Annotated in this window: 12 protein-coding genes; 6 read left to right on the top strand and 6 right to left on the bottom strand. The window is 66.0% G+C overall.

What is annotated here, in order from left to right; translation table 11 throughout:
* Nucleotides 1–168: 168 nt before the first annotated feature.
* The gene (locus tag HWX03_RS32455; protein ID WP_175874073.1) at nt 169–411 is read left to right on the top strand and encodes a DUF6566 family protein; all 243 of its coding nucleotides are present in this window, start codon (nt 169–171) and stop codon (nt 409–411) included.
* 86 nt (nt 412–497) lie between these two features.
* Nucleotides 498–1205, top strand: a complete 708-nt coding sequence (locus tag HWX03_RS32450) for a succinate dehydrogenase/fumarate reductase iron-sulfur subunit (RefSeq protein WP_174429770.1) — start codon at nt 498–500, stop codon at nt 1203–1205.
* Nucleotides 1206–1208: 3 nt separating this feature from the next.
* On the opposite strand, the gene HWX03_RS32445 is transcribed toward HWX03_RS32450, so the two are convergent.
* Nucleotides 1209–1883, bottom strand: coding sequence for an HAD family hydrolase (locus HWX03_RS32445; protein ID WP_027785977.1), 675 nt, complete (start codon nt 1881–1883; stop codon nt 1209–1211).
* Nucleotides 1884–2085: 202 nt separating this feature from the next.
* Here HWX03_RS32445 and HWX03_RS32440 point away from each other — a divergent pair, with 202 nt between their 5' ends.
* Nucleotides 2086–3288, top strand: a complete 1203-nt coding sequence (locus HWX03_RS32440; RefSeq protein ID WP_175874072.1) for a sugar transporter — start codon at nt 2086–2088, stop codon at nt 3286–3288.
* Between the two features lie 28 nt (nt 3289–3316).
* Here the strand turns inward: HWX03_RS32440 and HWX03_RS32435 are convergent, their stop codons facing one another.
* Nucleotides 3317–4093, bottom strand: a complete 777-nt coding sequence (locus HWX03_RS32435; protein WP_175821354.1) for a glucose 1-dehydrogenase — start codon at nt 4091–4093, stop codon at nt 3317–3319.
* 158 nt (nt 4094–4251) lie between these two features.
* Here HWX03_RS32435 and HWX03_RS32430 point away from each other — a divergent pair, with 158 nt between their 5' ends.
* Nucleotides 4252–5154: a LysR family transcriptional regulator gene (locus tag HWX03_RS32430; RefSeq protein ID WP_175874071.1), complete on the top strand. Its 903-nt coding sequence runs from the start codon at nt 4252–4254 to the stop codon at nt 5152–5154.
* Nucleotides 5155–5377: 223 nt separating this feature from the next.
* Here HWX03_RS32430 and HWX03_RS32425 read toward each other — a convergent pair whose 3' ends face one another.
* The 4 genes from HWX03_RS32425 to HWX03_RS32410 all read right to left on the bottom strand — a co-directional run bounded on the left by HWX03_RS32425 (nt 5378) and on the right by HWX03_RS32410 (nt 10549).
* Nucleotides 5378–6547 (bottom strand): helix-turn-helix domain-containing protein, encoded by a 1170-nt coding sequence (locus HWX03_RS32425; RefSeq protein WP_244132834.1) that lies wholly within the window; start codon nt 6545–6547, stop codon nt 5378–5380.
* Nucleotides 6548–6710: 163 nt separating this feature from the next.
* Nucleotides 6711–7838, bottom strand: a complete 1128-nt coding sequence (locus tag HWX03_RS32420; protein ID WP_175874069.1) for an NAD(P)-dependent alcohol dehydrogenase — start codon at nt 7836–7838, stop codon at nt 6711–6713.
* A gap of 14 nt (nt 7839–7852) precedes the next feature.
* Nucleotides 7853–9322, bottom strand: a complete 1470-nt coding sequence (locus tag HWX03_RS32415) for a benzaldehyde dehydrogenase (RefSeq protein ID WP_175874068.1) — start codon at nt 9320–9322, stop codon at nt 7853–7855.
* Between the two features lie 372 nt (nt 9323–9694).
* Nucleotides 9695–10549 carry an AraC family transcriptional regulator gene (locus HWX03_RS32410; protein WP_175874067.1) on the bottom strand — a complete coding sequence of 285 codons (855 nt, stop codon included), beginning with the start codon at nt 10547–10549 and terminating at the stop codon, nt 9695–9697.
* A gap of 208 nt (nt 10550–10757) precedes the next feature.
* Between HWX03_RS32410 and HWX03_RS32405 the strand changes: the two genes are divergently transcribed.
* Together HWX03_RS32405 and HWX03_RS32400 are read left to right on the top strand one after the other, a co-directional pair.
* Nucleotides 10758–11630: a PhzF family phenazine biosynthesis isomerase gene (locus HWX03_RS32405; RefSeq protein ID WP_175874066.1), complete on the top strand. Its 873-nt coding sequence runs from the start codon at nt 10758–10760 to the stop codon at nt 11628–11630.
* A 3-nt stretch (nt 11631–11633) separates the two neighbouring features.
* The gene (locus HWX03_RS32400; protein ID WP_175874065.1) at nt 11634–13115 is read left to right on the top strand and encodes a winged helix-turn-helix domain-containing protein; all 1482 of its coding nucleotides are present in this window, start codon (nt 11634–11636) and stop codon (nt 13113–13115) included.
* Nucleotides 13116–13246 lie beyond the last annotated feature (131 nt).

Genomic DNA, 13246 nt, shown 5'->3' with positions numbered 1-13246 from the left:
CCGTTCCGGCCCTGCGCGATGCGGGCCCGGCAGCGGTTCGATGCGGAAAAGGGACGCAAGCAGCGTGCCGGCCGGGCACGGCACGTGCGCACATGGCCAACGGTGTGCGCGGCCCGCAGGCGGCGCGCATTTTTTGCATCGCCATCGCAGATAAGACAGGAGGCCACCGTGGCACATCAACAGGACGCACAGGTTCGGGACCCGTATCGCGGTCACGAGATTCTCGTCTGGGCGCACCCCAACGAGCGCGGCGCATGGCGCGACGAGGTACAGGTGTACGTCGCCGGCGCGCGCATCGAGCTAGTTGTACCGGAGGCCGCCGGCCCCGAATGGCTGACCGAGGTCGAGGCGCTGCGCGCGGGGCTCGAGCGCGGCCGCTATCTGATCGACAAGCGCGTGGACGACGACTGACCGGCGTGGCGCCTGCGTCGCCGTGTGCCGCGGCAGCACCCCGCAGTACCCCGTGAACCCATGCCGGCCCGCGCCGGGAGGAACCGATGAGCGATCCGCGCACCCTGCATATCTACCGCTACGACCCCGATCGCGACACGGCGCCTTACATGCAGCGCTACGAGATCGACGTGAACCCGGCCGACCGCATGCTGCTCGACGTGCTCGGCCGCGTGAAGTGCGGCGACGAGACGCTGTCGTATCGACGCTCGTGCCGCGAAGGCATCTGTGGCTCGGACGCGATGAACATCAATGGCAAGAACGGCCTCGCGTGCCTGACCAACATGCAGACGCTACCGCGCGAGATCGTGCTGCGGCCGTTGCCGGGGCTGCCGGTGGTGCGCGACCTGATCGTCGACATGACCGACTTCTTCAACCAGTACCACTCGATCCGGCCATACCTGATCAACGACACGACGCCGCCCGCGCGCGAGCGGCTGCAATCGCCGGAAGAGCGCGACCAGCTCGACGGGTTGTATGAATGCATCCTGTGTGCGTGCTGCTCGACCGCGTGCCCGAGCTTCTGGTGGAATCCGGACAAGTTCGTCGGCCCGGCCGGGCTGCTGCAGGCGTATCGGTTCATCGCCGATTCGCGCGATCTCGCGACGGCCGAGCGGCTCGACAATCTCGAGGATCCGTACCGGCTGTTCCGCTGCCGGACGATCATGAACTGCACGGACGTGTGCCCGAAGGGGCTGAATCCGACGAAGGCGATTTCGGAGATCCGGACGATGCTGGTCAGGCGGGCGGTGTAGCGCCTACGGCCGCGCGGCCACCTCGTCGAGATGCCACAGCAAATCCGCCGGATCGTCATACACGCGCAATGCACCCGCACGCTCCAGCTCGTCGCTGCCGTAGCCGCCCGACAGCAGCCCGACACCCAGCGCGCGGCAGCGGGCGGCGGCGAGCATGTCCCAGATGCTGTCGCCGACCACCACCGTATGCTCGATCGGCACGTTCAGCTTCGCGGCGGCGGTCAGGAACAGGTCCGGGTCCGGCTTCGCGTACTTCACCTGATCGCGCGTGACGACCACGTTCTTCGCCGGATCGACGCCGAGCGCTTCGAGATTGATGGCCGCGGTTTCCATCCGCCCGCTGGTCGCGATCGCCCAGCGAATGCCGGCGTTCGACAACGCGGCCAGCAGCTCGCGCGCGCCCGGCAGCGGCCGGACCTGCGCGCGCAGCCGCTGATACGCGGCCGCATGCAGCCGGGCGAGCCGCTCGACGCGCTCCGCGTCGATGTCGCCGGCCGTCTCGCGCAGCAACTGGTTCAGGAACAGGCCGCCGCTCATGCCGATCTTGCGATGGATGCGCCACACCGACAGTTCGATGCCCTCGGCATCGAGTGCTTCCTTCCAAGCGAGCACGTGCTGATAGACGCTGTCGACGAGCGTGCCGTCGAGATCGAACAGAAATGACGTTTCAATGCGCATGTGAATCTCCTGGCCCGATGGCGTTCGGGCAAATCGTCGGCAAAACCCAATTCGTCACATTATCGGCGCGCGGCCGTGTCACCGCCATGTCCCGCGCCGTACGCGCCGCGCCCGGCGGCAGCGTATCGACCACCGCTGGTACAATCGCGCCGATGCGCCGGGCGGGCCGCCCGTGTGCGCCCAACCTTCGTCGAATCCCCGTATGGCAACCCCCGACGCCGTCAGTTCCGAACAATCGTGGTGGGGCGTTCTGGCCCTGGCACTCGCCGCCTTCATCTTCAATACCACCGAATTCGTGCCCGTCGCGCTGTTGAGCGCGATCGGCGACAGCCTGCAGATGCAGCCGACCGCGGTCGGCCTGATGCTGACGATCTACGCGTGGGCCGTTGCCGTCGTATCGCTGCCGCTGACGTTCGTCACGCGGCACGTCGAGCGCCGCAAGCTATTGAGCGTGGCACTGCTGGTGTTCGTCGGCAGCCATGTCGTGACCGGCTTCGCGTGGAATTTCACGGTGCTGATGATCGGCCGGCTCGGCATCGCATGCGCGCATGCGGTGTTCTGGTCGATTTCGATCCCGCTCGCGGTGCGGCTCGCGCCGAGCGACCGCAAAAGCCGTGCGCTCAGCCTGATCGCGATGGGCTCGGCGATCGCGATGGTGGCCGGGATTCCGCTCGGCCGCGTGATCGGCGAGGCGTTCGGCTGGCGCGTCACGTTCCTGATCATCGCGGGCGCGGCGGGCGTCGTGTTGCTGTTGCTGCGCGCCACGCTGCCGTTGCTGCCGAGCCAGGGCGCAGGGTCGCTGAGCAGCATCGGCGTGTTCCTGCGCAAGCCGGCGCTGGTCGCGCTGTACGCGATCACCGTGCTCGTCGTGTCCGCGCACTTCACGTCGTACACGTACATCGAACCGTTCGTGCAGAGCATCAACCATGCGAGCAACAGCCGGATCACGTACGTGCTGATCCTGTTCGGCGTCGCCGGCCTGCCGGCCGCGCTCTGCTTCAATCGCATCTATCCGCACCGGCCCGACGATTTCCTGCTGGCGTCGATCGTCGCGCTGTCGGGCTGCCTGCTGATCCTGTTCCCGTGCGCGCTGAACATCGTCACGCTGTCCGTGCACACGCTGGTGTGGGGCGGCGCGATCGTCTGTTTCGGGCTGGCGATGCAGGCGTGGGTGCTGAAGCTGGCGCCGGAGGCGACCGACCTGGCCGTGTCGATCTACTCCGGGCTGTACAACGTCGGCATCGGCGCCGGCGCGCTGCTCGGCAACCATATCGCGGGCGACTTCGGACTGCCGTGGATCGGCACCTTCGGCGGCGTGGTCGCGATCTTCGCGGCGGGGATCGCGTGGGCCGCGTTGCGGCTCCACGCGAAACGGGAAGCGGCGGTCGCGGCCCCCGCGCCTTGAAGCCGCTGCGCGGCGCGCGCCCGGTGGATCACGCGACCGAATAGCCGCCGTCGGCCACGAGCGCGTGCCCCGACACATAGCTGGAATCGTCCGACGCGAGGAATGCGACGATCGTCGCCATCTCGTCGGCCGACGCCCAGCGGCCGGCCGGCGTCGATTCGGCAAAGGCGAGCCGTGCCTCTTCCGATGGCCAGATGCCGCGATGATGGAACGGCGTATCGATCAGCCCCGGGCACAGCGCGTTGACGCGCACGCCGCGTTTGAACCATTCGATCGACGCCGTCTTCGTCATCCCGATCACCGCGTGCTTGCTCGCGATATACACCGATGCATTCTCGAAGCCGATGACGCCGCCCATCGACGCATTGTTGATGATGCTGCCCGCGCCCTGGCGCAGCATGATGTCGGCCGCGAACTTCATCGAGTTGAATACGCCGCGCACGTTCGGCTCGAACACCCGGTCGTAGCTTTCCGCGTCCTGCTCGAGCAGCGGCGCGAACACGCCTTCCGTGCCCGCATTGTTGAACGCGATGTCGAGGCGTCCGTGGGCCGACACCGTGAAATCGAACAGCTTGCGGAGATCGGCTTCGTTCGCGACATCCGCGGCGAATGCCCTCGCGTCGCCGCCGGCGGTCGCGATCTCATCGACCAGCCGATCGAGTTCGGCCTTGCGCCGGGCGGAAACGACGACCTTCGCGCCGCGCCGCGCGAGTTCGATCGCCGAGGCGCGGCCAATGCCGGAACTGGCGCCCGTCACCAGCGCGATGCGGCCTTCGAGTGGGGCAGAGTGCGTGCTTGCGTTCATGAGGCGTTTCTCCATGGTGGTTGACCCGTTGCGTCGAAGCGACGTCTGATGCGCATTGTGGTCGCTCGGCGGCGACAAGAAAATGGAACAATGGCGCATTTAGAATTCCTTTTTGAGGAATTAAAATCGCTTTGTCGCGAGCATCATAAAGGCTTCCCATGCTCAACCGCCTCGATATCCTGAAGATCTTTTCCGCCGCTGCCGCGGCGCCGACGTTTCGCGAGGCGGCCGCGCGGCTCGGCGTGTCGCCGCAGGTCGTCACGCGCGCGGTGCGCGAGCTGGAGGAGATGCTCGGCGAAACGCTGTTTCACCGGACGACCCGCAGCATCCGGATCACCGCGTTCGGCCAGTCGTTCGCGCGCGACGCGCAGGGCGCGCTGGCCGTCGTCGATGGGCTGTTCGGGCCTGCCGCCGGGCAGCGCGACGAGCCGGTCGGCGTCGTCCGGATCACCGCGCCGTCGGGCATGGGGCGGCATTACGTGCAGCCGATCCTCACCGGGCTCATGCAGCGGTATCCGGGGCTCGTGCCCGATCTGCGGCTGTCCGACGTGCCGTCGCCGGTGGTCGACGAGCAGATCGACATCGGCGTGCGCGTCGGCGCAATCGGCGACAACCGCTTCGTCGCGCGCATGGTCGGGCCGCTGCCGATGTGGGTGGTGGCCGCGCCGTCGCTGATCAGGCGGCTGGGCGAGCCGAAAAACCGCAAGGCACTCGAAGCGATGCCGGTGACCGGCCTGATCGATCGTGCAAGCGGGCGCCCGTGGCCGTGGATGTTTCGCGGCGAGCATCAGTTCGTGCCGTCGTCGCCGGCTTACCTGACGGACGACACCGAGGTGGAGATCGAGGCCGTGTGCGCGGGGGTGGGGCTGGGTCAGTGCTCGGAATATCTGGTCCGGCCGTACGTCAAAAAGGGGCGCCTCGTGCGGGTGTTGCGGAGCCTCGAGCCCGAGCCGTGGAAGCTGCACGTCTATCGGCCGCGGCGCGGCCCGATGCCCAGGCGTATCCGGGTGGTGTACGACGAACTGGTGGTGAAGCTCGCGGATGCGACGTGGCGCGAGTAGGGTTCGCCGCCGCTGTGCCGTCGGCCGACACATTGCGACATCGTCATGGTGTCGGCGCACCCACATTCGGTGATCGCGGGCGACTTCGGGCTGCCGTGGATCGGCACCTTCGGCGGTGTGGTCGGTGCGTTCGCGGCCGGGATCGCGTGGCTCGCGTTGCGGCTGCATGAGCGGCGGGCAGTGGCTTGGCGCCATCGCCATACGGCCCGCTTCATCCCGATCGTCAATGCGGCCCGTCGTGCCGGATCCCCGCCGCATCGAGCTGCCGAAGTTTCGCGTACAGCGTCGTGCGTGAAATGCCGAGTTGCCGCGCGGCCGCCGACACGTTGCCGTCGTGCTCGGCGAGCGTCCGCCGGATCGCATCGAGCGACTGTTCGTGCAGGCTCGCCTGCGGACTGGCGGCCGACGTCACGTTGCAAACATCGGCGGCTTCTTCGAACACATCGGCCTGACGCGCCATCGTCGCCCGGCCGAGCGGCGCACGCACGGTGCGCACCCATACGTGGCTACCATCGTCGCGCGCGATCCGCTGCGGCGTGCGCGCCGGTGTCAGCAGACGGCGCTGTTGTGCGGGCGTCGCGCCGGGAAACAGCTGCCGGAGATCGTACGGCGCCACCGGCCCGGCGGGCGCGAGGTCGAGCATCTGGCGTGCCAGGCGGCTCACCGCACGCACGCGGCCCGCTTCGTCGAGCGCGACGACGCCGGCGAGCGGCGTGCCGAGCCAACGCGCGTCATGCTGGACCTGCAGCAGATGGCAGTCGCGCAGCATCGCATAGAGCCGCTGCTCGGCGGACAGCGACGCGTGCCGGAACGACTCGCGCAACTGCGCGACATTGCGCCGGCCGATGCCGGTGATATCCAGCGCACCGATCACTTCGCCGTCGAAGCCGACCAGCGGCACCGCGAGACAGAACACCCGCGACAACTCGTCGAGATAGTGCTGCGCGCCCGCGACGACGGTTTCGGCGCCGTCGTGAATCACGCAGCTCGGCGCGGTCGTGCCGATGTTCGGTTCGACGATCCGGCGGCCGGCGACGATCGGCGTGAGCAGCGAGTCGTCGCATTGCGGGCTGCGCCGCGCATGGACGATCGTGCCGTGTGGATTGACGCACATGATCGTCCACTCGCTGCCGCCGAACGCGGCCCACAGCGGCTCGATCTCCTGCGCGATGCAGCGGGTCAGCCGCCGGTCCGCGCGCGATTCGTCGGGTTCGCGCTGCATTTCATAGCGGGCGGTTTGCCATGGCCGCAGCCCGGCGTCGCGCGAACGCAGCCACGAGCGCGCGACGCTGGCCGGCAACGCCGTTTCCGGCAGCGGCTCGCCCGCCGCGAAGCGGGCGCGGAGCCGGTCGAGGTCGACCGGCCGTGAAAGGGAGTCGGGGGCTGGGTTCACGCTGCGCTCCATGTGGGTCGAATGTCCGGGCCGGGTGTGCCGGCCGGCGTGTCGCGCGAATGCGTAATATAGCCCGGCGCCTGAAGCAGGGTATTTTCGGTTCCGGCAAGGGTGCCGCCGCGTGCCGCCGGTTTGCGTCGGCGGCCGGCGGCGTTACCGGCGTTCAATGCGGCAAACGCAGGATCGGCTTGAGCGTGCTCCCGTTGCTGCTGTCTTCCGCCGCCTGGTTGATCTGCTCGAGCGGATAGAACTTCACCAGCCGGTCGAACGGAAACCGGCCTTGCAGGTGCAGTTGCACGAGCTGCGGGATGAACGTCTGCGGCACGCTGTCGCCTTCGACGATGCCGCGGATCGTGTGGCCGCCGAGCAGCAGGCTGTTCACGTCGAATTCGGCCTTGGTGCCGAGCTTCGGCGCGCCGACCACGCCCATCGTGCCGCGCGGGCCGAGCGCGTCGATCCCTTGCGACAGCACGGCCGGCAGCCCGGTCGATTCGAGCGCGAAGTCGACGCCGCCGCCGGTGATCTCGCGGATCGCATCGACCACGTCGACTTCCCGGCTGTTGATCGCGTGCGTCGCGCCGAGCTCGAGCGCCAGCGCGAGCCGCGACGGCACGATATCGACCGCGATGATCGTCGTCGCGCCGGCGATACGCGCGGCCATCACGGCGCTCATGCCGACCGCGCCCGCGCCGAAGCTCGCGAAGCTGCTGCCCGTGCGCACCGCGAGCGAATTGATCACCGCGCCCGCGCCGGTCTGGATCCCGCAGCCGAGCGGGCCGAGCAGTTCGAGCGGCGCTTCCTTCGGCACCTTGATCGCGTTGTTCTCGCGCGCGAGCGCGTAGCTCGCGAACGACGACTGCGCGAAGAAATGATCGTGCAGCGGCTGTCCGGCTTCGTCGCGGATGGCCGTCTGCCCGTCGGCGTCGGCGCCGCCGAAATTCAGCGCGAAGAACTGCCGGCAATACGCGCCGTGACCGCCGACGCACGACGCGCAGTGGCCGCACGCGCCGTAGGTCAGTACGACGTGATCGCCCGCGGCGAGCGTCTTCACGTTCGGGCCGACCGCCTCGACCACGCCGGCGCCTTCGTGACCGAGCACGGCCGGCAGCGGCACCGGATAGTACTGGTCGCGCACGATCAGGTCGGTATGGCACAAGCCGGTCGCGACGACGCGCACCAGTACCTCGTCGCCGCGCGGCGCGCGGATGCGGGCCGCTTCGATCGAGAAGGGCGCGCCGGCGGCGCGCGCGACGGCCGCGGTGACGGCGCGTGTATCGTGTTCGGTGTACATGATCGGTCTCCTCGTCAAATCGGATACAGCGGCGCTTCGCCCTTGATCGTCAGCCACTGCCACTGCGTGAATTCTTCCCAGTTTGCCGCCCCGCCGATGCTCGTGCCATTGCCCGATGCGCCGACGCCGCCGAACGGGTTGATCACTTCGTCGTTGACCGTCTGGTCGTTGATGTGCAGCAGCCCCGTGTTCAAGCGCTCGCCGATCCTCAGCGCGCGGCCGACGTCGGCGGACAGGATCGCCATCGACAGCCCGTATTCGGTCTGGTTCGCGAGCGCGATCGCGTCTTCGTCGGTATCGAACGGCACGACGATCGCGACCGGCCCGAAGATTTCCTCGTCGAACGCCGGATTGCCCGGCGCGACGCCGCTCAGCACGGTCGGCTCGAAGAACAGGCCGCGATGGCCGCCGCCCGTCTCGACGCGCGCGCCCGCGCGGCGGGCCGCGTCGACCAGGTTCGCCGCATGGTCGCGTTGCGCGGCGTTGATCAGCGGGCCGAGGCCGACGTCGCCGGTGGCCGGATCGCCGACGCGCAGGCTTTGCGCCTTCTCGACGAGCTTCGCGACGAAGCGGTCGTGAATCGCGCGCTGCACGAGCACGCGGCCGGTCGCCATGCAGATCTGGCCTTGATGCAGGTACGCGCCCCATGCGGTGTTCGCGACCGCGCGGTCGAGATCGGCATCGTCGAGCACGATCAGCGAATTCTTGCCGCCGAGTTCGAGCGACACCTTCTTCAGGTGGCGGCCCGCCGCTTCGCCGACCTTGCGCCCGGCCATGGTGGAGCCGGTGAACTGGATCATCGCGACGTGCGGATCGGCGACCAGCGCCGCGCCGGCTGCGCCGTCGCCGGGTAGCACGTGCAGCAGGCCTGCCGGCAAGCCGGCGAGTTCGAACACGCGGGCGATCGCGACGCCGCCGCACACGGCGGTGCGCGGATCGGGCTTCAGCACGACCGCGTTGCCGAGCGCGAGTGCGGGCGCGACCGCGCGTATCGCGAGGTACAGCGGGAAGTTGAACGGCGAGATCACGCCGACCACGCCGCGCGGGCGGCGGCGCGCGAGCGACAACCGGCCGGCTGCGGACGGCAGCACTTCGCCGGCTGCGCGTGATGGCAGGCTGGCTGCTTCGTGCAGTGCCTTGATCGTGACGGAGGTTTCGAACGACGCCTTCGCGCGGGTTGAGCCGCTTTCGCGGATGAGCCAGTCGACGATCGCGTCGAAGTGTGTTTCGGCGATGGTTGCGGCGCGGCGTAGCACCGCTGCGCGGTCGTCGTAGGGGAGGGCGAACCATGTGGGCTGCGCGCGATGGGCGACGGCCGATGCTTCGGCGATGGCTGCGCTATCGGCAAGACCGATGCGGCCGAGCGTGTTGCCGGTCGCCGGTTCGATTACGTCGGCCGCATGCGGGCTTGCGTGCCAGCGTCCGGTGAAGATCTTGCTGCGCCAGACGTCGGTGTCGAACAGTGCGGGGTTGGTGCTATCCATATGCGCTCCTGGGAAATTCGGATCGGCCGGATCGTTGCTTGGGCGTCGACCGGCATGCGCGCGAGGGTAGGCGAGGGTGGTGAAACGGGGGTATCCGGGTTTTTTCCCATCCGTAGCGCCCGCATGGATTGGCGGGTGGATGCGATTCGGTGTGCGGAAATTGAACAGTTGCAGTGTGGGCTTTTGCCGCACACCGTGTGATGACACGGCAGATATTGTCGGTGCGGCATCGGCCGTTCACCGTCCCAGTCCGGGGCTGCCGCGTCCAAACTGCCGGCAACAAGCTTATCGCGAGCGGTCAGGTACGCCAGAATTTACCGGATGAGTGGTTCGAGTCTGATGGAGCTGACAGAACTCGGAAGTGAAGAGGCATCAGTTGCATCGAGCACGGGATGCCTTCAGATCGCGGGGCGCAGGCATACCGAACTTGTTGAATAGCCTTGCCAGGTAGGACGGCGATTCGATCCCTACGCTCAGGGCTGCCGACAGCACGGTCGTGCCGGGAACATTCAAGAGCGAACGCGCGCGCATGACACGTTGCCGGAGCTGATAATCGGTGAGGCTTTCGCCGGTCTCCTCGCGGAAGATCCGGGTGAGATGACGTCGCGATATCGCGAATTCCGAAGCGATTGTCTCGATATCGATCCGCTCCGCCAGCATGACGTCAAGATACGCCTTGATTTCACTGACCAGTTGCTCGCGCGAGATCTTCGGATTGGCGCCGCTCGGTGCGGCGCTTAGCACCGCCGCCACGCACGCTGACGCAATCAGCCGATCGACCAGATCGCTTTGATACCGCGACATATCGTGTGCTTCCGCCGTTTCGTCGCCCGCGTCGAACTGTGTTTGCAAACGCAGTGCCCCAAGCAGAGCAGGCGGCGGCACGCAGTAGCGCGGTGCATCGCCCCCGGCGATCCGGACATTGGATTTGCGCGCACAAAACGAAACGAAGTCGCGCTCCGCATAGACCGCCGTATGGCAGTGCTCTCCGGGATTGCTCGCCGTGTCGTGAAAAATCCCGGCAGGAACCATCGCAAGCACGCCGGCGCTGATGCGTTGCGAATGCTTTGAACACTCCGAAGTCAGCGTCAGCGTGCCTTGACTCGGCAGCAGGAACATGAACTCTTCGTGCTCGTGCCACGACGTCACGTAATCGGCCATCGTAATGCGACGGGTCGCAGCCACGCGGTCGGCGGGAATGTGCGATTTAGACGTCTGATAAAACATGGCGAGAACCTGCGACTTGGGACTTTATAGGGGATGGACAACGCGCTGACGCAAACCACCATGGCCCGATAGTGAGCATGTTCTGGCCCAAATGGAAGCGAATAAAAAACGCAGACCGTGCATGCTGCGAGGGACGACGGACTGGCCTTCCCGCCAGCTTCACAAAAGGCGGCACACCGATAGGCAGAGTTAATTAGGGAGCAAGCGCATGAGCATCGTACAACGTGTGCGGGTTGTACGGGTATTTTTCACCACCGACGAGGGCGGCAATCCGGCCCCGGTCGTGCTCGACGCGAACGGCTGGTCCGACGCGCAGATGAAAGAGGTGGCCCGCGCGTATGGTCTGGAAAGCGGGTTTGTGATGCGCGCCGTCGACCCGCACCATGATTTTCGCTTCCGCTTTTTTGTGCCCAACCACGAGATGGAGATGTGCGGACACGCGGCGCTGGGCGCATTGTGGCTGCTGCGTCACACAGGCGCATGGCGCACGAACACGGCGCTGATTGAAACGCTGAGCGGCAGCGTCGAAGCGCGGTACGACGCGTCCGACGCGCGGATCGAAGTCAGCCAGCCGGCGGGACGCGTCGAGCCGGTTATCGATGCGGCGCTCATTGCCAGAACACTCGATGTGTTGAACCTTGATGCCGGCGAGCTGCTGCCTCTCGGCATCGTCAACGCAACGACGAGCCGCACCAAAACGCTGGTGCCGGTCCGCACGACCTCACGGCTGAATGCGATCACGCCGAAACTCGACCAAATCCAGGCCTTATGCGACGCGCTGTCGTCGACCGGTCTGTATCCGTTTTCGCTAGATGCCAATGCACCGCACGTGTTCGACGCACGGCAATTCCCGCGCGCGTCCGGCTATCCGGAAGACGCGGCGACCGGCATCGCAGCGGCAGCGCTCCTGTACGGCGCGCATCGCTATGGGCTCGTCACCGGAGCGGGACGCGGCATCGTCGTGCGTCAGGGTGTGGCGATGGGACGTCCGTCCGCGATCACGGTGAACTTTCGCGATCCGGCCGATGAAAGCAGCGGTTGCTGGCTCAGTGGCCCGGTTTGTCTAATGGACGAGGCCTGAGTCATGTTGCTAGGCACACTCGAAGTCGATTTGTCGACGCGCTCATTACGACGTGATGGGAAGGCTATCCATGTCGGTTCGCGTGCATTTGACGTGCTCGCGGTACTTTTGTCAGCGGCGGGACGTCTCGTAACGAAAGACGAGTTGATGGCCACGGTCTGGCCCGGAACAGTAGTTGAAGAGAACAATCTGCAGGTCCATATTTCCGCGTTGCGAAAATTGCTCGGACCGCAACGCGACCTGATTGTGACCGTACCCGGTCGCGGTTACCAACTGACGCAGAGATCAGCCGCGAGCGCGAATTTGACGAGGGCTACACCGCTCAGGCAGGGCGACAGCGATATTCCGCGACGGCACGGGGCGCTCACGGGACGCGACAGCCTGGTCTCCAATATTGCGGCAATACTGGACACGACGCATATATTGACACTGGTGGGCGCCGGGGGAGTCGGGAAAACGAGCGCGGCAATTGAAGTTGCTCATGCGGCAGTAAGCGGCCGTTTTGATATCACGCGTTTCGTCGCGCTTTCCGATGCTGCCTCTCCAGAAGCGGTTTTGCAAAAAATCGCGACGGCATTCGGCCTGTCGATACGGGACGACAGGTTGGCGGTCGACGCGCTAGTCGCAGTTTTGCCGCGAGACCGCACGCTGCTGGTGCTGGACAACGCCGAGCACGTCATCGATGCAGTCGCTCGACTGGTCGATTCAGTTTGCATGCGGCTTGGCAACTTGCGGGTACTCGTCACGAGCCGTGAGCCGTTGAGGGTATCGGGTGAGACTGTCTTCCACGTGCGCCCGCTCCAAGTGCCACGTCCGGAGTCATCCATCGTAGAGCTGCTGGATTGTGAGGCAGTGCAAATGTTCTTGCAGCGCGCGCGACAGTCGGGTTGCGACCTTGATACTTTAAGAAAAAGCGCTCGTCTCGTTGGCGATATCTGCCGTCGGCTCGACGGTAATCCACTGGCGATCGAAATGGCAGTTGGGCGTATCGGTGCATTGGGCGTTCGAGGTGTTCACGGATTTCTCGACGATCGCTTCAAGTTGCTGACGCGGGGATACAGAACGGCGCTTGCGCACCACCAGACGTTACAGGCCAGCTTCGATTGGAGCTTTGCGTCGCTGAGCCCGTCGAGTCAGAAGCTATTGGGTCACGTTGCGGCATTCCAGAGTGCTTTTACTTTCGAGGCATTGCGCGCGCTGGTATGTGATGCGAGGTATACGCTGTCTGACGTTGCCAGCGACATTGCTGAACTGACCGAGAAGTCGCTGGTGAGCGTTGAGCCGGGTAACGGCGAACATCGATTCTTTCTTTCCGAATCCGCTCGAGCATACGCGTTGCAAAAGCGTCGCATCGGAGGGAAGGACATTCGAGTGTTCGCGCACTATGCCGGGTACCACTTCAGTGCTTGTGAGGAAGCGCCGACCATTGGAACGGGTTCGTTCAACGAGAAAGTGGAAGAGCGGGAGCTTGCCTACGCCATCTGAGCATGTAAGGAAATGGTAGGCCTGGACCCGCTAACGCGAACCTGTCCGCATTTTTGTGGGCGAGGCGGTTGAACAGCACGTTATCCACGCGCCTGCATAAATCGCTCGCCGAACAGGATAGCAAACTGGTT

The sequence above is a fragment of the Burkholderia sp. BCC0397 genome, assembly GCF_902832865.1.
In the GTDB taxonomy this organism is placed as follows: domain Bacteria; phylum Pseudomonadota; class Gammaproteobacteria; order Burkholderiales; family Burkholderiaceae; genus Burkholderia.
The sequence above is the reverse complement of the archived record's forward strand: the minus strand, read 5'-3'. Positions and strand labels throughout refer to the sequence as shown.